The sequence below is a fragment of the Rhizobium leguminosarum bv. viciae USDA 2370 genome, from assembly GCF_002008365.1.
GTDB classification, from domain to species: Bacteria; Pseudomonadota; Alphaproteobacteria; order Rhizobiales; family Rhizobiaceae; genus Rhizobium; species Rhizobium leguminosarum.
Window position 1 is genome coordinate 304330 of the sequence record NZ_MRDL01000015.1, and the last position, 16524, is coordinate 320853.

General features: G+C 60.9%; 15 protein-coding genes and 1 riboswitch. Of the genes, 6 read left to right on the top strand and 9 right to left on the bottom strand.

Annotation, left to right across the window (positions count from 1 at the left end):
• Nucleotides 1–100 precede the first annotated feature (100 nt).
• Nucleotides 101–670, top strand: a complete 570-nt coding sequence (efp, locus tag BS629_RS07590; RefSeq protein ID WP_018244036.1) for an elongation factor P — start codon at nucleotides 101–103, stop codon at nucleotides 668–670.
• A 173-nt stretch (nucleotides 671–843) separates the two neighbouring features.
• On the opposite strand, the gene BS629_RS07595 is transcribed toward efp, so the two are convergent.
• Nucleotides 844–1518: a GntR family transcriptional regulator gene (locus tag BS629_RS07595; protein ID WP_018244037.1), complete on the bottom strand. Its 675-nt coding sequence runs from the start codon at nucleotides 1516–1518 to the stop codon at nucleotides 844–846.
• A 148-nt stretch (nucleotides 1519–1666) separates the two neighbouring features.
• On the opposite strand from BS629_RS07595, the gene BS629_RS07600 reads away from it, so the two are divergent.
• The 4 genes from BS629_RS07600 (at nucleotide 1667) to BS629_RS07615 (ending at nucleotide 5556) form a co-directional block, all read left to right on the top strand.
• On the top strand, nucleotides 1667–2593 hold the full coding sequence (locus tag BS629_RS07600; protein WP_018244038.1) for a substrate-binding periplasmic protein: 927 nt from the start codon (nucleotides 1667–1669) through the stop codon (nucleotides 2591–2593).
• Between the two features lie 9 nt (nucleotides 2594–2602).
• Nucleotides 2603–3352 carry an amino acid ABC transporter permease gene (locus tag BS629_RS07605; RefSeq protein WP_018244039.1) on the top strand — a complete coding sequence of 250 codons (750 nt, stop codon included), beginning with the start codon at nucleotides 2603–2605 and terminating at the stop codon, nucleotides 3350–3352.
• Nucleotides 3349–4149: an amino acid ABC transporter ATP-binding protein gene (locus tag BS629_RS07610; RefSeq protein WP_077988094.1), complete on the top strand. Its 801-nt coding sequence runs from the start codon at nucleotides 3349–3351 to the stop codon at nucleotides 4147–4149. The genes BS629_RS07605 and BS629_RS07610 overlap by 4 nt, the downstream gene beginning before the upstream one ends.
• Before the next feature lie 210 nt (nucleotides 4150–4359).
• The gene (locus BS629_RS07615) at nucleotides 4360–5556 is read left to right on the top strand and encodes an NAD(P)/FAD-dependent oxidoreductase (protein WP_018244041.1); all 1197 of its coding nucleotides are present in this window, start codon (nucleotides 4360–4362) and stop codon (nucleotides 5554–5556) included.
• A 63-nt stretch (nucleotides 5557–5619) separates the two neighbouring features.
• On the opposite strand, the gene BS629_RS07620 is transcribed toward BS629_RS07615, so the two are convergent.
• The 6 genes from BS629_RS07620 to metA all read right to left on the bottom strand — a co-directional run bounded on the left by BS629_RS07620 (nucleotide 5620) and on the right by metA (nucleotide 11757).
• Entirely contained in the window at nucleotides 5620–6348 is a 729-nt protein-coding gene (locus BS629_RS07620; protein ID WP_018244042.1) for an SIS domain-containing protein, read from the bottom strand.
• A 121-nt stretch (nucleotides 6349–6469) separates the two neighbouring features.
• A complete protein-coding gene (gene nagA / locus BS629_RS07625) occupies nucleotides 6470–7621 on the bottom strand; it encodes an N-acetylglucosamine-6-phosphate deacetylase (RefSeq protein WP_018244043.1) in 1152 nt (383 codons plus the stop codon).
• Complete coding sequence (locus tag BS629_RS07630; protein WP_018244044.1) at nucleotides 7621–8652, bottom strand: SIS domain-containing protein; 1032 nt, start codon at nucleotides 8650–8652, stop codon at nucleotides 7621–7623. The genes nagA and BS629_RS07630 overlap by 1 nt, the downstream gene beginning before the upstream one ends.
• Complete coding sequence (locus BS629_RS07635; protein ID WP_003543751.1) at nucleotides 8649–9422, bottom strand: GntR family transcriptional regulator; 774 nt, start codon at nucleotides 9420–9422, stop codon at nucleotides 8649–8651. Before BS629_RS07635 ends, BS629_RS07630 begins: the two co-directional genes overlap by 4 nt.
• Before the next feature lie 162 nt (nucleotides 9423–9584).
• Nucleotides 9585–10607 (bottom strand): aldose epimerase family protein, encoded by a 1023-nt coding sequence (locus BS629_RS07640; RefSeq protein WP_018244045.1) that lies wholly within the window; start codon nucleotides 10605–10607, stop codon nucleotides 9585–9587.
• 226 nt (nucleotides 10608–10833) lie between these two features.
• A complete protein-coding gene (gene metA, locus BS629_RS07645; RefSeq protein WP_018244046.1) occupies nucleotides 10834–11757 on the bottom strand; it encodes a homoserine O-acetyltransferase MetA in 924 nt (307 codons plus the stop codon).
• Between the two features lie 47 nt (nucleotides 11758–11804).
• Nucleotides 11805–11882: riboswitch (SAM riboswitch) on the bottom strand.
• A gap of 112 nt (nucleotides 11883–11994) precedes the next feature.
• On the opposite strand from metA, the gene BS629_RS07650 reads away from it, so the two are divergent.
• Nucleotides 11995–13884, top strand: coding sequence for an ABC transporter ATP-binding protein/permease (locus tag BS629_RS07650; protein WP_018244047.1), 1890 nt, complete (start codon nucleotides 11995–11997; stop codon nucleotides 13882–13884).
• Nucleotides 13885–13955: 71 nt separating this feature from the next.
• Here BS629_RS07650 and BS629_RS07655 read toward each other — a convergent pair whose 3' ends face one another.
• Both BS629_RS07655 and BS629_RS07660 read right to left on the bottom strand, forming a co-directional pair.
• Nucleotides 13956–14585, bottom strand: coding sequence for a hypothetical protein (locus tag BS629_RS07655; RefSeq protein ID WP_032980592.1), 630 nt, complete (start codon nucleotides 14583–14585; stop codon nucleotides 13956–13958).
• Nucleotides 14586–14705: 120 nt separating this feature from the next.
• Nucleotides 14706–16523, bottom strand: a complete 1818-nt coding sequence (locus BS629_RS07660; protein WP_018244049.1) for an ABC-F family ATP-binding cassette domain-containing protein — start codon at nucleotides 16521–16523, stop codon at nucleotides 14706–14708.
• Nucleotide 16524: the final 1 nt, after the last annotated feature.

Sequence of the window (16524 nt, forward strand, 5' to 3'; positions counted from 1 at the left end):
CGGATTTTAGGTTAGTTGCGCCCCAAAGAAAAACATTTGCGTCTTCGGAGCGTCTCGGCAGTCATCTACGACGCCGAAAGCCGAGTTACAAGGAAGTCTTATGGTCAAGGTCATCGCCTCTTCGGTCCGCAAGGGCAACGTTCTCGATGTCGACGGCAAGCTTTACGTCGTTCTCACCGCCCAGAACTTTCATCCGGGCAAGGGCACACCGGTCACCCAGGTCGACATGCGCCGCATCGTCGACGGCGTGAAGGTTTCCGAGCGTTGGCGCACCACCGAACAGGTCGAGCGCGCCTTCGTCGAGGACGTGAACCATCAATTCCTCTACGAGGACGGCGAAGGCTTTCACTTCATGAACCCTGGAAACTACGATCAGGTCGTCGTCGATGTCGACACGATGGGGGACGACAAAGCTTATCTGCAGGAAGGCATGACCTGCGTTCTGTCAATGCATGAAGGCATTGCGCTGGCGATCCAGATGCCGCGCCACGTCACGCTCGAAATCATGGAGACGGAACCGGTCGTCAAGGGCCAGACGGCATCGTCCTCCTACAAGCCGGCCATGCTGTCGAACGGCGTCCGCACCCTGGTGCCCCCGCACATCAATGCCGGCACCCGCGTCGTCATCGCCACGGAAGACAATTCATACGTCGAACGCGCCAAGGACTGATCCTGGTTTTCATCCGTTCAGGAGGCCGGCTCACACCGGCCTCTCACTGAGATGTGGAATTCAGGCAGGTGTCGATGCCGAGTCCACTCGCAGCACGAGATCGTTTCGGACGGCTCATTCTGCCGGAAATATCTTCGTTCAGCTGAAGCTGCATCCAATCCCCAGATCCGAATTCAGATTACCTTCCGGACCTCGCTCTCAAAGCTCATGACATGAGCCATCGCGATCTTTTCGGCCTCATCTGCGTCACCTCTGCACACCGCCTCAAGCATGAGGACCTGATCATGCAAGACGTCCTCAAGGCGCGGCACCAAACTTGGAAACCGTTTCATGGCGACGTACAGGATTCTCAGCGACAGATTGTGGTAGTGATCCAGCGTATCGGACAGGAAAGGGTTTTTCGCCACTTTGTAAATGAAGCGGTGAACCCGGCGATCGAGAGCAAGTATGTCCTCCAACGCCATCGGACCGGTTGTTTGCTTGAGCTCATCGATCAGTTGCCGCGCTTCTTGCCGCTCGAACTCGCGCAGCCTTTCCGCAGCTAGTCGGGTCGCCCAGGACTCGATCCGTGCTCGCGCCTCATAAACCGCAGTAAGATCATTGATATCGATCTTGCTCACAAATGTGCCGCGCCGCGCGCTGACGACAACGAAACCATCATATTGCAGACGCTGAATCGCCTCCCGGACCGGCGTGCGCCCGACGTCCATGCGTTTCATGATTTCGGCTTCGCGCAGAAGTGTGCCCGGAGGAAGCAGCGTCGTAATGATGTCGTCGCGCAGCCGAATGTACGTCCGTTCCGCCAGTGTCGATTCCGCCGCTTCGTAATCCACTTCGAATGCCGACATATTCAGCGTTTTCCTCTCTCTGCCCGTTTCCGCATAGCTAGACGCTTTTCCGCCTAGAAAAAAGCCGCTCAACGAATCTGCTTGACTCCATATCATGTCTGCATATTCTTAATATATCAGCAATATATAACCACAAAGAGGGGTTCCAATGAAACATGCTGAATTGACGAAAAAATCGCAGGCAAACGGGATTATTGCCTTGGCGGTCTTGGGTTTGGGGCTATTCGCGACGGCGGTGCCATCCACTGCAAACGCCGACGATCTGGAGCTGATGAAGCCGGGCACGCTCGTCGTTGCAGTGCAGCCTTACATGCCCTATACGGCGGTCAAGGATGGAAAGCTGGTCGGTCTCGACAGCGACATCCTGACAGCCGTGGCCGATAAGCTCGGCCTCAAAATGGAAATCAACGTCACCGACTTTCCAGGCATGCTGGCTTCCGTCCAGACGCAGCGGGCTGATATAACCATTGGCGGAATTGCATGGTCCGACGCTCGCCAGAAGGTCGGCCTGTTCACGGACCCTCCGTACTATTCGCCGCCGGCCATGGCGGTGAGCGGCACGGCGAGCTTTCCGGATGTTGCGAGTCTGGAAGGCAAAAATCTCGGCACTGTGACGGGGTATGTCTGGGCGAAATCGATCGCGCAGGTCCCTAACGCATCACCACATACGTTCCCGAACGCCGAAGGTGTGTTCCAGGATATTTCTTCCGGACGTCTGGACGTTGGCTTTCTTGATCCGCTGCTGATCACCTATCAACAGCAGCAGCGCCCCGACATGAAGGTCCGCATCGAATATCTGAAGCCGCCGACAAACGAACAGGTGGCCGCACACCCCGATTACAAATATTTTCAAGCCTACATGACCGGATTCTACCTTCCCAAGCAGTCGCCGAAGCTGGCCAAGGCTGTATCCGATCAGATCGACGGCATGTACAAGGATGGATCCCTTGCGGCTTTGATCACGAAATGGGGCGGCGATCCCAAGCAGTTCCTGGTTCCATCGCCCGAGATGGCGGCACAGCGGCGCGGCGTTGACCGTCCCGCCGACTGGAACCCGCCTTCCATCGCGAAGTGAGATCGGGGCATGACGGCGCTGTCATCCTTCACCGATGTTTTCCAGGTTCCCTGGAATGACTACGTCGGAAGCATTGCCGGGGGTCTGCTCAGGACCCTCGGCTACACCGTGGCCAGCTTCATTGGCGCGACGATTCTTGGTCTTGCACTTGCGTTGATGAGGCTCAACCGGCTGCGGCTCGTCCGCGTCCCTGCAGCGTTCTATACCGAGCTCTTTAAAAACGTACCGCTTCTGGCGATCATATTCCTCACATACTTCGGCCTGCCTTCCGTAGGCATCAGGCTGGAGGTTTTCGAGGCTGGAGTGTTGAGCTTGGTGCTCTTCTACGCCGCTTACCTGTCCGAGATCTTTCGGGCCGCTATCGCCGGCGTACACCAAGGACAGCAAGAGGCGTCTCAAGCTCTCGGGCTAGGGCGCGGCAAAACGTTCACCCATGTCGTCCTGCCGCAGGCAGTGCGGCTCGCGCTTCCCGGTACGAACACAATGTTCGTCGACCTGATCAAGTCGACCTCGCTGCTTGTCACGATCTCCGCCGCCGAACTGATGACGCAGGCACAGTTGATAGCCTCGGAAACATTCCGAGCGCTTGAAGTGTATCTCGTGATCTCTACGGCCTATTTCGCTATCTGCTACCCGGTGTCACAATGTCTGCTTCTGCTGGAGCGCAAGATCCATGCGGGCGTGCCATTGTCCTTGGCCAGAAGGCGCCGGCTGAAATTAGCGAGGACCTACCTCGCCGAGGGGAAGATCTGCCCATGACGACCATCCCTGCCAAAACTCCTTTCGTGTCACGGCAGCCGGTCGGACGCCCGGCCGTCAAAATGAGCGGATTGCGCAAGTCTTTCGATGGGCGCCTGGTGCTTGACCGCGTCGATCTCGAGGTTCCCGCTGGCAAGATCGTGAGCATCATTGGCCAGAGCGGCGGAGGAAAGACCACCCTCATGCGCTGCGTCAATTTGCTTGAACGTCCCGATCAGGGAACGATCACTGTCGGCGATGAGACGCTCTTCGCCAATGGCGAGGTGACCTGCCGCAACCTTGCAAAGCTTCGGCAACGTGTCGGCATGGTGTTTCAGCGCTTCAATCTGTTCCCGCATCTGACGGCCGTGGAGAACGTCGTTCTCGCTCAGATGCATGCAGCCGGGATCGGCGAGAGAGAGGCTGTGGAACGGGCCGTGGAACTTCTGACGAGAGTAGGCCTCGCCAAACGGGCGATGGCTTATCCGGAACAGATGTCGGGCGGCGAGCAGCAGCGTGTGGCGATCGCACGCGCCCTGGCGCTAGAACCAACGGTGTTGCTGTTCGACGAGCCGACATCGGCGCTCGATCCTGAATCGACCGGGGAAGTGCTACGCGTCATGCGGGAACTTGCGGCCGACGGCATGACGATGATCCTGGTCACGCATGAGCTGCCCTTCGCGAAGGAAGTGTCCGACTGGGTCGTGTTCATCGACGGTGGTCTTATCATCGAGCAGGGAACCGCCGGAGATGTCCTTGACCGTCCAACCGAAGCACGCACGGCGGCTTATGTCGCGCGCTACGCTTCGCCAGGCTAAAGCATGTCGCGCAAAAGTGTGCAGCGGTTTTGCGGCAACGACATGCGTAGAAATAAAGAGCTAAAGCGCAAGGAGCGAATCTGAAAGATCGCGACGCGCCTTAGTCCTCGATTGAACCGAACCGGCCCGGCGGCGCATGGCGCCGCCGGGTTGGCGAATTCACATAACGGATCGCGGCATCACAAGGCGCCGAGGTAGATACATAATTTCATGGACAAACTAACGACAGATATCGCCGTCATCGGCGGCGGTGTGATCGGCGTGGCAACCGCGCTGCGGCTACGTGCAGACGGTCGCGATGTCGTAGTGATCGAACCTAACAAACCCGGTTCGGGAGCATCTTACGGCAATGCTGGAACGATCGCCGACTATGCAATCATTCCCGTCGGTACGCCCGCCGTCCTCAAAAACCTGGCCTCGCTGCTTCTCAATTCCGACAGCCCGCTGTCCATCCGCAAAACGGCATTGCCCACGCTGTTTCCTTGGTTGATGCGTTTTGCCTACGAATCTCTCCCGCACAGATACAGAGACAATACGAGCCGCATCGCCGACCTTCTGTCCGACGCTTCATCGGAATGGCTCGAACTCGCGGCAGAGATCGGCGCATCCGATCTTTTGAGCGCGAAGGGATGCCTCTATCTCTACCAGACGCCCGAGGCCTTCAAGGCAGCCGCTTCGGATGTCGAGCTTCGCCGAACCTATGGGATAGCGCAGCAGCTTCTCACACCCGACCAAGTGCAAAGCCTGGAGCCTCGGCTGCCGCAGGTCCATGGCGGAGGGCTTTTCTTTCCGAAAGCGATAAACTTCACCGATCCCGGCCAGGTCATGAGCGTGATGGAAGCCGCCGCCAAACGAGCGGGCGTCGAGTTCGTTCGAGACTCGGTGACGACTATTTCGCGTGAGCGGAGCGGAGTGAGGATGATGGCTTCGGCCCACGGCATCCATGCCCGAGCGGCGGTGATCGCTGCCGGCGCCCATTCCCGCGGTCTGGCTCTGCAGCTCGGAGAGCGGGTCCCCCTGGATACCGAGCGGGGTTATCATCTCGAATTCGATATGGAAACATTGCCGGTGGAACGACCGGTATGCCCGACGCATCACGGATTTTATTTTTGCCCGATGCGCGGCCGCCTGCGGGTGGCCGGCACTGTGGAACTCGGAGGCATCACCGCGCCTTCGAACCCAAGGCGCCTCGAAGTGTTGTTGGCAAACGCTCGCAGGATTTTCCCGACGCTTGGCGAACCAAGCCGCAGTTGGATGGGCTTCCGCCCTTCCATGCCCGATTCCGTTCCGGTCATCCGGCCTTCAAGAGGAGGAAGGGACGTGGTGTTTGCTTTTGGACACGGGCATATCGGTTTGACGCTGGCGCCGCGGACGGCTCGGATGGTCAGCTCCATTCTTGCCGCTTGATCGCGTCAGGAGCATGTCGTGACATACGGAACTGTGAATTGCGACACCGCTTCGCTCCCATCATCAGAGATGCGGGTTGCGCGGCCGGTATTTCCGCACGAGCTTCTGGTTGATCTCGGCAGCACCCGGCATGTTGGCGCTGAGATAAATTGGCGCATCGCCGGATTTCGAAAGTTCCGAGGCGACTTCGGCGAAGATCGCATTGATGACCGTCACGCCGACTGCCGTCGAGACCGGCCCGACCCGAAGCCCCGTGCCTTCGAGATCGACAACGGCATCACCCGGCGGCAGCCCGTTATCGAGCACCACATCGGCCACGTCGGCGAGCCGCCGGCGGCCATTGGCGATCGCTGAGGAATAGGCGATCGAGGTGATGGCGATCACCTTTGCGCCGATTTCGCGCGCATAGTCGGCGGCCTCGATGGGCGCGGCGTTGACGCCGGAATTGGAGGCAATGATGATGACATCGCCCGGCTGCATGCCGTAACGCTCCAGCATCGGCCGCACCAGGCCCTGTGTGCGCTCATAGACCGAGCTGATGACCGCACCCTCATGCAGCATGGCCGAGCCGACGAGCACCGGCACGGTGAAAGCGAGCCCGCCGGCACGATAGTGCACCTCTTCCGCCAGCATGTGCGAATGGCCGGTGCCAAAGACATAGACGCGCTTGTCGCCGTGGGCAGCATCGAGGATGACGGCTGCTGCCTGCGCCATCGGCTCGGCAAGCACCTGCTTCAGCTCTTCCAGCCGGCCGATCAGGTTGGAGAAATAGGCATCGGTAATGTCGGTCATCCCACTTCTCCTAGAGCATGTCGCGCAAAAGTGTGCCGCGGTTTTGCGATAACGACATGCGTAAAAACAAAGATCTAAAGCGCCAAGAGCGAATCTGAAAGATCGCGACGCGCCTTAGCGTTCAGGCCGCTTCGCCGCCGAGCCAGGTGGCGGTGACGGCAAGCGCATCGGTCAGATGCACGAGATCGGCGCGTGTCCCCGGCGAGAGATGGCCTCGATCAGCAAGCCGGAGGAACCGGGCGGGATAAAGGGTCGCCATGCGCAACGCCTCGGCGAGCGTCAGATCGAGATAGGTGACGCCGTAACGGATCGTCGAGATCATGTCGACATCGGAACCGGCCAGCGTGCCGTCGGAAAGCACCAGCTTCGAGCAGAAGCCGCCTCTTTCGCGCCGGACGGTGCGCCCGTTCAGCGTGAACGAATCCTTCTCCGAGCCGACAAGCGACATCGCGTCGGTGACGAAGAACAGCTTGCCTTCGCCGCGCTTGGCGCGCAGTGCCGTGCGCAAGGCCTTCGGATCGACGTGATGGCCATCGGCTATGATGCCGCACCAGGTCGAGGGATGATCGATCGCCGCGCCGACGAGACCGGGCGCACGGTGTCCCAGCTGGCTCATGGCGTTGAAGAGATGCGTGACGCCCCGCGCGCCGGCATCGAAACGTTCTTCCGCCGCCTCGCTCGAACAATCGGAATGGCCGATGCTGATGGTGACACCGGCTTCCGCAAGCTCGCGCACCTGGGCAACCGTCACCTGCTCGGCCGCCATTGTGACGAGCAGCGTGCCGATCGCCTCGCGTGCCTGGATGAAGGCCTTGACGTCGCGGTCCTCCACCGGTCGCATCAGTTCGGCCAGATGCGCACCCTTCCTCGCAGGCGCCAGATGCGGACCTTCGAGATGCAGACCGGCAACGCCGCGGTTCGCCTTGACAGCCTCCTTGGCCGCCTCGATGGCGGCAATGGACGCTTCTGATGTATCGGTAATCAGTGTCGGCAGCAGCGACGTCGTGCCATAGGGCCGGTGCCCGCCGGCGATAATGTCCATCGAGGCAGCGGAAGGCTCGTCGTTCAGCATCCGCCCGGCGCCGCCATTGACCTGCGCATCGATGAAGCCGGCCGACAGAATACCGCCCGCAAGCGTCACCACCTCGCCGTCCGGCAGATCATCTCTGGCAGCGATCGCTTCGACGCGGCCATCGGCAACGATGAGCGCCTTGTCGTCATGGAAGCGCTCGCCGTCGAAGATGCGGGCGCCGAGGAAGACCTTGCGGACCATCAGACCGTCTCCGTCACCTTGAGCAGGTTCGCCGGCTTGTCGGGATCAAAGCCCTTGCGGCGCGTCACCGACTCGATCAGCCGGTAATAGACGAGCAGCGACACCAGCGGATCGATGAGACCGTTGCCCGTCGTCGGCACGCGCAGATGGACGCCGGAAAGCGGCTGCGCCGAGAAGCCGACAGTGGTGGCGCCGAGTTTCTGCAGGCGCTCCAGCGCCTGGACATTGTTGGCGAAGGCCGCATCGTCGGGTGCGAAGGCGACGATCGGGAAGCCCGGCTGCACCAGGCGCATGGGGCCGTGCATCAGTTCCGCCAGCGAGAAGGCCTCGGCATGAAGGCCGGAGGTTTCCTTGGCCTTCAGCGCCGCTTCGAGCGCGATCGCAAAGGCCGGGCCGCGGCCGGCGGTATAGAGCGAGGTCGCATTGAACAGCACCTCCTCGGCTGCCGCCGTGTCGATCCCGGCGGTCGCCGACAGCGCCTCCGGCAGCTTGTCGAGCGCCGCCTGCAGGTCGGACGCGCCGCCGATCGCAGCCGTCACACCGGCAAGGGCGGCGACCGAGGCGATGAAGGATTTCGTCGCCGCGACGCTCTTTTCCGCGCCGGCATTGAGGCCGAGAACGATATCGGCCTGTTTCGCAAGCGGGCTGTCGGTGACGTTGACGACGGCGATCGTCGTCGCTCCGCCCTTCTTCGCCGCATCCTGCAACGCGACGATATCGGGGCTGGCACCCGACTGCGAGACGGTGAAATGGACGCCGCCCTTCAGATGCAGCGCCGCACCGTAGACGGAAGCGATCGACGGACCGACCGAGGCGACCGGAACGCCGCAGGTAATCTCGAAAAGATATTTGAAAAAGGTGGCGGCGTGGTCCGAGGAGCCGCGCGCCGCCGTCGTCACCACGCTCGGGCGGGCGGACGAAAACAGCCGGGCAATCTCGGCAAAGACCGGTTTTTCCTTTTCGAGAAGCGTAGCCACCACCTCTGGCGATTGGCCGGCTTCTTGCAGCATCAGTGACTGGTTGTCATTCATAGGTCATCTCCGATTCTCAATTCGGCTACGAAATCATAGGCATCGCCGCGATAATGCGAGCGGGTGTATTCGACGACGCGCTGGTCTTCCAGGCGCGAGACACGTTCGATCAGGAGCGCCGGCGCGCCTGATTTGACGTTCAGGATTGCGGCGGAGGACGGGTCGAGCGTGACCGCCGTCAGCCGCTGCAGCGCGCGCACGGGCCTGTGGCCGCTGGCCGTCAGCGCATCGTAGAGCGATCCCTCGCCGCCGGCATCGTGCCCGAGGAACTTGATCGGCACCACGGCGCGTTCAATCGCCAGCGGCAGGCCGTCGGCAAGGCGCAAGCGGTCGAGCCTCAGCACCGGCTCGTCGCCGCCGAGGCCGAGCAGGAAGGATTCTTCCGGCGACGGCGTATTGACCGCCCGCGACAATATCCGTGCGGCCGGCAGACGCCCGCGTGAACGCATGTCGGCGGAGAAGGAGGAAAGCCGCCAGAGCGACTGTTCCATGCGCTCCACTCTGCTCGACACGAAAGTACCGCTTCCGTGGCGCGATTCCAATGCGCCGGACGCCATCAGATCGCGATAGGCGGTGCGCACGGTGACACGACCGAGCTTCAGAGCTTCGGCAAGGTCGCGCTCGCCCGGGAGTGCGGTGCCGGGCTTCAGCAGCCCTTCCTGAATGAGGCCGGTCAGCGTCTGCGCCAGCCGCTTGTAAAGCGGCCCGGTCAATGCCTCGTCACGCAGGCCGCGGCTATTCAATTCCGCTATCAGACTGGTTCTATCCATGGACGCACAATAGAACCTATATAGGACCAATCGGCAAGACAGAATCGAGTGCCGAAAGAAAAAACCCTCGCCGGCGGGCCGGCGAGGGTTTCATAGCGACCAATTTTGACAACCGTGCGTCGACAGCGCCCCGCGTTAGAAACGCGCGGCGCTGGAGGACGCTCAGTTCTTGGTGAAGATATAATCCGTCTCCTGGCGCAGCACTTCGCCGGGGCGCAGAACCGCATTCGGAAAACCTTGGTGATTGATGGAATCCGGCCAGACCTGGGTCTCCAGGCAAAAGCCGGCGAATGGACCGTATTTGCGCCCGCCGATGCCGGGAGCCCCGGTATCGAGCTTGAAGCCGGCATAGAACTGGACGCCTGGCTCGGTGCTGCGCACTTCCAGCGACACACCGGAATAAAGGCTGCGGGCGAGCGCGACACTCCGCTTGGCGGTGCGCTCGGCGGACAGGCAGAAATTATGGTCGTAGAACGCCTGTTCGCTGCCGACGAAACGCTTCATCGGCGCCATCTCGCGGAAATCGAATTCGGTGCCCTCGACGGAACGGATCTCGCCGGTCGGCACCTGCTTCTCATCGGTCGGCAGATAATGATCGGCGGCAATCATGATATCGTGGCCAAGCGCATCGTCGCGACCGTCGAGATTGAAATAGGCGTGCTGGCAGACATTGGCGAGCGTCGGCTGGTCGCTGGTCGATTCGTAGGTGATCGACAGTTCACCGTTGCCATGCACCCAGAAAGTCGCCTGGATGGTGCAATTGCCGGGATAGCCGGCGCGGCCATCGGGATCGACGATCTTCAGCACCACGCGGTCGACGTCATGCTCGACGATCGTCCAGTTGCGTTTGGCGATATTGTCGCTGCCGCCATGCAGATGCGTCACGCCGTTTTCATTCAGTTCGAGCTGATAGTCCTTGTCGTCAAGCGTAAACCTGCCGCCGCCGACGCGGTTGGCGCAGCGGCCGGGTGTCGCGCCGAAATAGGATGAATAGAGGGGGTAGCTGTCGAAATCGTCGAAGCCGAGCTGCAGCGGCGCGTCATGTCCCTCGAGGCGCAAATCCTGGATGACTGCGCCCCAGCTTATGATCTTGGCCGTCAGCCCACCGCCCTTGATCACGACGCGATAGACGGTTTCGCCCGCCTTCGTCTGCCCGAAAACGTCCCGCTCCAACTTATCCGACATGATCGACCGTCCATTCTATCTCTGATGCGAATTCCTCAATTCGGAATCGATTTGAGGAATTTGCAGCGATTCAAACTGTGCATTGCACGTCCGATGAAGACGCGCGGTGTGGTAGGGTTCGGGACAGGAACCTGCCCGCATTTGCTTCATTCCGCAACCGGCGGATCAGAAAGAAAATGCCGCAGCAGTGAGGCGGCGGCACCGGCTCGGGGCGCGATCGGCAAGGTCAGAGGTCCGTGCCGATCTCTTCCACATCAAAGGGCGTCGTCTGGTAGATTTCGTTGATCCAGTTGCCGAACAGGAGATGCGCATGGCTGCGCCAGCGGTTCTGCGGCGCAAGCGCCGGATCGTTATGCGGGAAGTAATTGTGCGGCATCTTGATCGGCACGCCGGCATCGACGTCGCGAAAATACTCGTCGGAAAGCGAGGTGGAATCATATTCGACATGGTTGAACATGTAGAGCCGCCGGCCCTTCTTCTCGTGCACGAGACACACGCCCATCTCGGGTGATTCCATCAGGATCTCCAGGTTTTCGGACTTCTCGATATCGGCGCGGCGCACTTCGGTCCAGCGCGACACCGGCACTTCGAAATTGTCGGAAAAGCCGTTGAGATAGATCGACGAAGGCTTCAGGTTGCGGTGGCGGTAAACCCCGAAGGCCTTCTCTTTGAGCTCGTATTTCGGAACGCCGTGGAAATGATAGATCGCCGCCATCGCGCCCCAGCAGACGTTCATCGTCGAATGGACATTCGTTTCCGTCCAGTCGAGAATCTGCTGCATCTCCGCCCAATAGGTGACGTCCTCATAGGGCAAGAGCTCGATCGGCGCCCCGGTGATGATGAAGCCGTCGAACTTGCGGTGTTTTACCTCCTCCCAGGTCTGGTAGAAGGCAAGCAGATGATCTTCTGACGTATTCTTCGCCTTGTGGCCGCCGATACGGATGAGCGACAGTTCCACCTGCAGCGGCGAGGCGCCGACGAGACGCGCCATCTGCAATTCGGTCTTGATCTTGTTCGGCATGAGGTTGAGCAGCCCGATCTGCAACGGTCGGATATCCTGACGGATCGCCAACGTCTCGGTCATCACCCGCACACCTTCCTGAACCAGGGTTTCGAAGGCGGGCAGCGTATCGGGGATCTTGATGGGCATTGCGGTCACTCGATCAAAAACAAAAACCGGCGGCGAAAAAAATCGCTACCGGTCCGCACGCGGCCCTTTAGCGATTTTTTTAACGTGGCTGCAAGCCGGCCGGCCAAATCACCACGGAGCGCTTTAATTAGACCCAGTCGGGTCGCGAATCAACTGTCGACTGCAGTCAAGTGACCTCTGCCGCATCATCACAGTTTAATGAATGATAGAATCTGTTGATAGACCCGTAACGCCACCATGTTATTTATAGGGGCATGGGCGATTTGGAAAAGCGTAATGGCAGATAAGATTGAGGGGAGGCCGGGCATCCGGAGGCAGGATAGGGTAGGGTATGATTTCAGCCTGACATATCGCCTCGGCGTCATGTTCTCAGCATTCTGGAATTCGGAAGTGCGTGGCAGGGTGCTGTTTCTGGCGACCGTGCTGATCCTCGTTATCCTGGCGACGTCCTACGGCCAGGTCATATTGAACGAGTGGAATGCGCCCTTCTATGACTCGCTGGAGCGCCGCGACCTCGGCGAATTCTTCCACCAACTCGAAATCTTCGCGATGATCGCCGGCACGCTGCTGCTGCTCAACGTGCTGCAGGCCTGGCTGAACCAGATGACGGCGCTCTATATGCGTGAAGGCCTGTCACGCGATCTCGTCGACCAGTGGCTGAAGCGCAAGCGGGCACTGCGGCTTGCCTCCAGCGGCCTGATCGGCGTCAATCCGGACCAGCGTCTGCACGAGGATTCCCGCAACCTTGCCGAAAGCACGACAGGGCTCGTTCTCGGCCTGCTGCAGTCGACCATCCTCCTGGTGAGCTTCATCGGCGTGCTCTGGGAGCTTTCGAGCGGCTTCATCTTCCGCATCAGCGGCCACAGCTTCTCCATTCCGGGCTACATGGTCTGGGCGGCGATTTTCTATGCCGCTTCCGCCTCGGTGCTGAGCCAGGTCGTCGGCCGCAAGCTGGTCAAGCTCAATGCCGACCGTTTTTCGAAAGAAGCCGAGCTTCGCTTCACGCTGATGCATGCCAATGAGAACATGCCGGCGATCACCGTTGCCCGCGGCGAGGAGAACGAGCGCCGACGTATCAACACCGACATCAGCTCGGTACTGACAGTCGTCAAGCGGCTCGCCATGGCCAATACCAATCTCACCTGGGTTTCGGCCGGCTACGGCTGGCTGGTAATCGTCATCCCGATCATCGTTGCCGCCCCCGCTTATTTCTCCGGCGGCCTCACCCTCGGCCAGCTGATGATGTCGGTCGGCGCCTTCAACCAGGTCAACACGGCGCTGCGCTGGTATGTCTCCAATTTCGGCCCGATCGCCGAGTGGCGCGCCACGCTGATGCGCGTCACCGATTTCCGCCAGGCGCTGCTCGACATGGACGAGGACTTCGACCTGAAGGACAGCATCGCCTATGAAAACGCCGCGCCCGACACACTGACGTTGAAGGATGTGGTGATCGTCGCCAAAGTCGGCGAAGATATCGAGGAATGCGGCGGTTTCCGACTGCGTGAAACCAATGTCGTGATCAAGGCCGGCGAAAGGATCATGATCAACGGCGATCACAGCGTCAACCGCAAGCTGCTGTTCCAGGCGATGGCCGGCCTCTGGCCGTGCGGTAGTGGCACGATGGGCCTGCCGCCAATCGACGACATGCTCTTCGTTCCGCAGGTTGCTTATGTTCCCGGCGGCACGCTGCGCGAGGCGCTGGCCTTTCCCGAACGTCCCGAAGCCTACGAGAAAGCCGCCGTCGAGGCGGCCCTCGACAAGGTTGGCCTGCATTCGCTGATCGCAAGGCTCGATACCCGCGCCCGCTGGGACAAGCTGCTCGACGGCGACCAGCAGAAAGCGATCGGATTTGCCCGCCTCCTGCTCGTGCGCCCGCGCTGGATCATCTTCGACGAAGTGCTGGAAGGCATGGAGCCGGAACTGCAGGAAACAATGGCCAACCTGCTCGTCTCCATGCCCGAAAGCGGCATGATCTATATCGGCCGCTCCGAGGCCTATCTCGAGGCGCTGAAGCCGCGCGTGCTGCATCTGCAAGCGCTGCCGTCAATTTCCGAGGAGCCGCCTGTCGCCCAGACCGGCGCCAGCGCCAGTGCGGGCGCTGCCGCCGTGCCCGCGCCGGCGCTTTAATACATGCCGCCCAAAAGTGTGGAGCTGTTTTGGGATGACGGCCTGCATAAGGTAAGGATTTGAGCCGCTGGTCACATCGGCGGCGTGATGCCGTTGAGGCCGACGGCGATCTGGCTGGCCGAGATGCTGCCGTCCGCCGCCTTTTCGCCGGTGACGACGACGCCGGCGCCGGGCTTCAGATCATCCTTGGTCGCAGGCGCCAACGTCACGATCGGCGTGCCATCGGCAATCGCGATCGTCTTTTCCTTGCCCTGATAAGTCAGCGTGATCGTGTGGCCGTCCACGGATTTGACGGCGTTGCTGACGGTCGCATTGGTCATCTGGCTGTTCGGCTGCGCATCCCAGGGACGGTTGCCCTCGCCGGTTCCCTTCATCGACGCCGGAAAGATCAGCACCTCGATCGCCCCGTCCGGGCCCGTGCCCTTCGGAAGTGAAGCGACGCCGACGAAATCGCCGGGCTTGATATCCTCGACCGAGGCTTTCTTGATGCCGCCGACCTTCCAGCCGGATTTCAGCGCGATCGTCGCATCGCTGCCCTCGCGCGTCTTGACGACGAGCGTATCGCCGCTGAGGCTTTCGATGGCGCCGCGAACACGAATGCGCTGGGCATCCTGCGCCTGCGCGGCTTGCGACAGGGCAAGGGTCACGAGGCTACCGGCGACAAACGCCGTGAAAATTCCGGAATAGGGCTTGCGAGACATCTGACTTTTCCTTGTCGCCATTGCGATCGGCAATATCCCCGGCTGCCGGACGGCACCTTATGCCGCAGGACGACACACTGACGAATCAAGGAAAAGTGAGCCTTCAGCCTCGAGAAAATCTCAGCCTTCCAGCTCTTCCCGCAGCATTTCGAGCTCCAGCCACTCCTCTTCCATCTTTGTCAGGCCGGCGCGCAGTTTTTCCATCTCGCTGGCAAGTCGGTTGAAGGCGGCAGGATCGCGCGTGAAAAGATTGGGATCTGCCATCACCTGTTCGCGCTTGGCGATTTCGGCTTCGGCCTTCGCCATTTCCTTCGGCAGGTTTTCCAGTGCGAATTTCTGCTTGAAGGAGAGTTTGACCTTCGAGCTGCCTGGCGCTGGTGCCTCCTGCGTCTTCGGCTTCTCCGCCGCCTTCTCGGCTTTTCTGCGCTCCTCGAGCGCGCCCTTGCGTTGCACAAGCATGTCCGAGTAGCCGCCGGCATATTCGATCCAGCGGCCATCAGGCGCATCCGGCACGGCGGGTGCGATCGTCGAGGTCACGGTGCGGTCGAGGAAATCGCGGTCGTGGCTGACGAGAATGACAGTGCCGGGAAAGCCGGCGACAATCTCCTGCAGGAGATCGAGCGTTTCGATATCGAGATCGTTGGTCGGCTCGTCGAGAATCAAGAGATTCGTCGGGCGCGAAAGGATGCGCGCCAGCATCAGCCGGGCGCGTTCGCCGCCGGAGAGGTTTCTGATCGGCGTACGCGCCTGTTCCGGCTGGAACAGAAATTCCTTCATATAGCCGGTGACATGGCGCTGCTCGCCGTTGACGAGCAGGTTTTCGCCGCGCCCGTCCGTCAGATAATTGGCAAGCGTATCCTCGGGGTCGAGATCCTCGCGCTTCTGGTCGAGCGTCGCGATCTCCAGATTGGTGCCGAGCTTCACCGTGCCGCTATCAGGCGCAAGCTGCCCGGTCAGCATCTTCAGCAGCGTCGTCTTGCCGGCGCCGTTCGGCCCCACGAGACCAATGCAGTCGCCGCGATGTACGCGGATCGAAAACGGCGTGACGATTGCCCGCTCGCCGAAGCTCTTGGTGATCTTGTCGGCCTCGATGACCAGCTTGCCGGATTCCTGCGCGTCCGAAACCGTCGCCTGCACCGTGCCCTGCGGCCCCTTGTGGCCGCGATAGTTCGAGCGCATCGTCTGCAGCTCACCGAGACGGCGCATATTGCGCTTGCGCCGCGCCGTGACGCCATAGCGCAGCCAGTGCTCCTCGCGCTCGATCGACTTGCCGAGCTTGTGCTGCTCCAGTTCTTCGGCCTCCAGCACCTGGTCGCGCCAGGCTTCGAAATGCGCAAAGCCGCGGTCGAGCCGGCGTGAGGTGCCGCGGTCGAGCCAGACGGTTGCCGTCGAGACCTTTTCGAGAAAACGCCGGTCGTGCGAGATCAGCACCAGGGCGCTGCGCGTCTTTTGCAGCTCGCCTTCCAGCCATTCGATCGTTGGCAGGTCGAGATGGTTGGTCGGTTCGTCGAGCAGAAGAATGTCCGGCTCCGGTGCCATAACCCGGGCAAGGGCAACGCGCCGCGATTCGCCACCGGACAGCATTCTGGGGTCTTCATCGCCGGTCAGCCCGAGATGCGACAGCAGATAGGTGACACGATAGGGGTCATCGCCCGGCCCGAGGCCGGCCTCGGCATAGGCCTGCACCGTATTGAAGCCGGCAAAATCCGGCGCCTGTTCGAGATAGCGCACCGTCGAGGACGGATGGCGGAAGACCTCGCCGGACTGTGCCTCGACCAGGCCGGCGGCAATCTTCAGCAGCGTCGATTTTCCCGAGCCGTTACGCCCGACGAGACAGATTTTGTCACCGGCCTCGATCTGCAGGCTAGCACCCGCCAGAAGCGGTGCGCCGCCGAAGCTCAGGAAGATATCGTCGAGTTTTAGAATGGGAGGGGCCAAA

Excerpts from the sequence above, each read along its gene's own strand:
- BS629_RS07640 (WP_018244045.1), bottom strand. The coding sequence starts at position 10,607 with ATGTCGGATAAGTTGGAGCGGGACGTTTTCGGGCAGACGAAGGCGGGC.
- efp (WP_018244036.1), top strand. The coding sequence starts at position 101 with ATGGTCAAGGTCATCGCCTCTTCGGTCCGCAAGGGCAACGTTCTCGAT.
- BS629_RS07600 (WP_018244038.1), top strand. The coding sequence starts at position 1,667 with ATGAAACATGCTGAATTGACGAAAAAATCGCAGGCAAACGGGATTATT.
- BS629_RS07605 (WP_018244039.1), top strand. The coding sequence starts at position 2,603 with ATGACGGCGCTGTCATCCTTCACCGATGTTTTCCAGGTTCCCTGGAAT.
- BS629_RS07655 (WP_032980592.1), bottom strand. The coding sequence starts at position 14,585 with ATGTCTCGCAAGCCCTATTCCGGAATTTTCACGGCGTTTGTCGCCGGT.
- BS629_RS07615 (WP_018244041.1), top strand. The coding sequence starts at position 4,360 with ATGGACAAACTAACGACAGATATCGCCGTCATCGGCGGCGGTGTGATC.
- BS629_RS07595 (WP_018244037.1), bottom strand. The coding sequence starts at position 1,518 with ATGTCGGCATTCGAAGTGGATTACGAAGCGGCGGAATCGACACTGGCG.
- BS629_RS07635 (WP_003543751.1), bottom strand. The coding sequence starts at position 9,422 with ATGGATAGAACCAGTCTGATAGCGGAATTGAATAGCCGCGGCCTGCGT.
- BS629_RS07610 (WP_077988094.1), top strand. The coding sequence starts at position 3,349 with ATGACGACCATCCCTGCCAAAACTCCTTTCGTGTCACGGCAGCCGGTC.
- BS629_RS07650 (WP_018244047.1), top strand. The coding sequence starts at position 11,995 with ATGTTATTTATAGGGGCATGGGCGATTTGGAAAAGCGTAATGGCAGAT.
- BS629_RS07630 (WP_018244044.1), bottom strand. The coding sequence starts at position 8,652 with ATGAATGACAACCAGTCACTGATGCTGCAAGAAGCCGGCCAATCGCCA.
- BS629_RS07620 (WP_018244042.1), bottom strand. The coding sequence starts at position 6,348 with ATGACCGACATTACCGATGCCTATTTCTCCAACCTGATCGGCCGGCTG.
- metA (WP_018244046.1), bottom strand. The coding sequence starts at position 11,757 with ATGCCCATCAAGATCCCCGATACGCTGCCCGCCTTCGAAACCCTGGTT.
- nagA (WP_018244043.1), bottom strand. The coding sequence starts at position 7,621 with ATGGTCCGCAAGGTCTTCCTCGGCGCCCGCATCTTCGACGGCGAGCGC.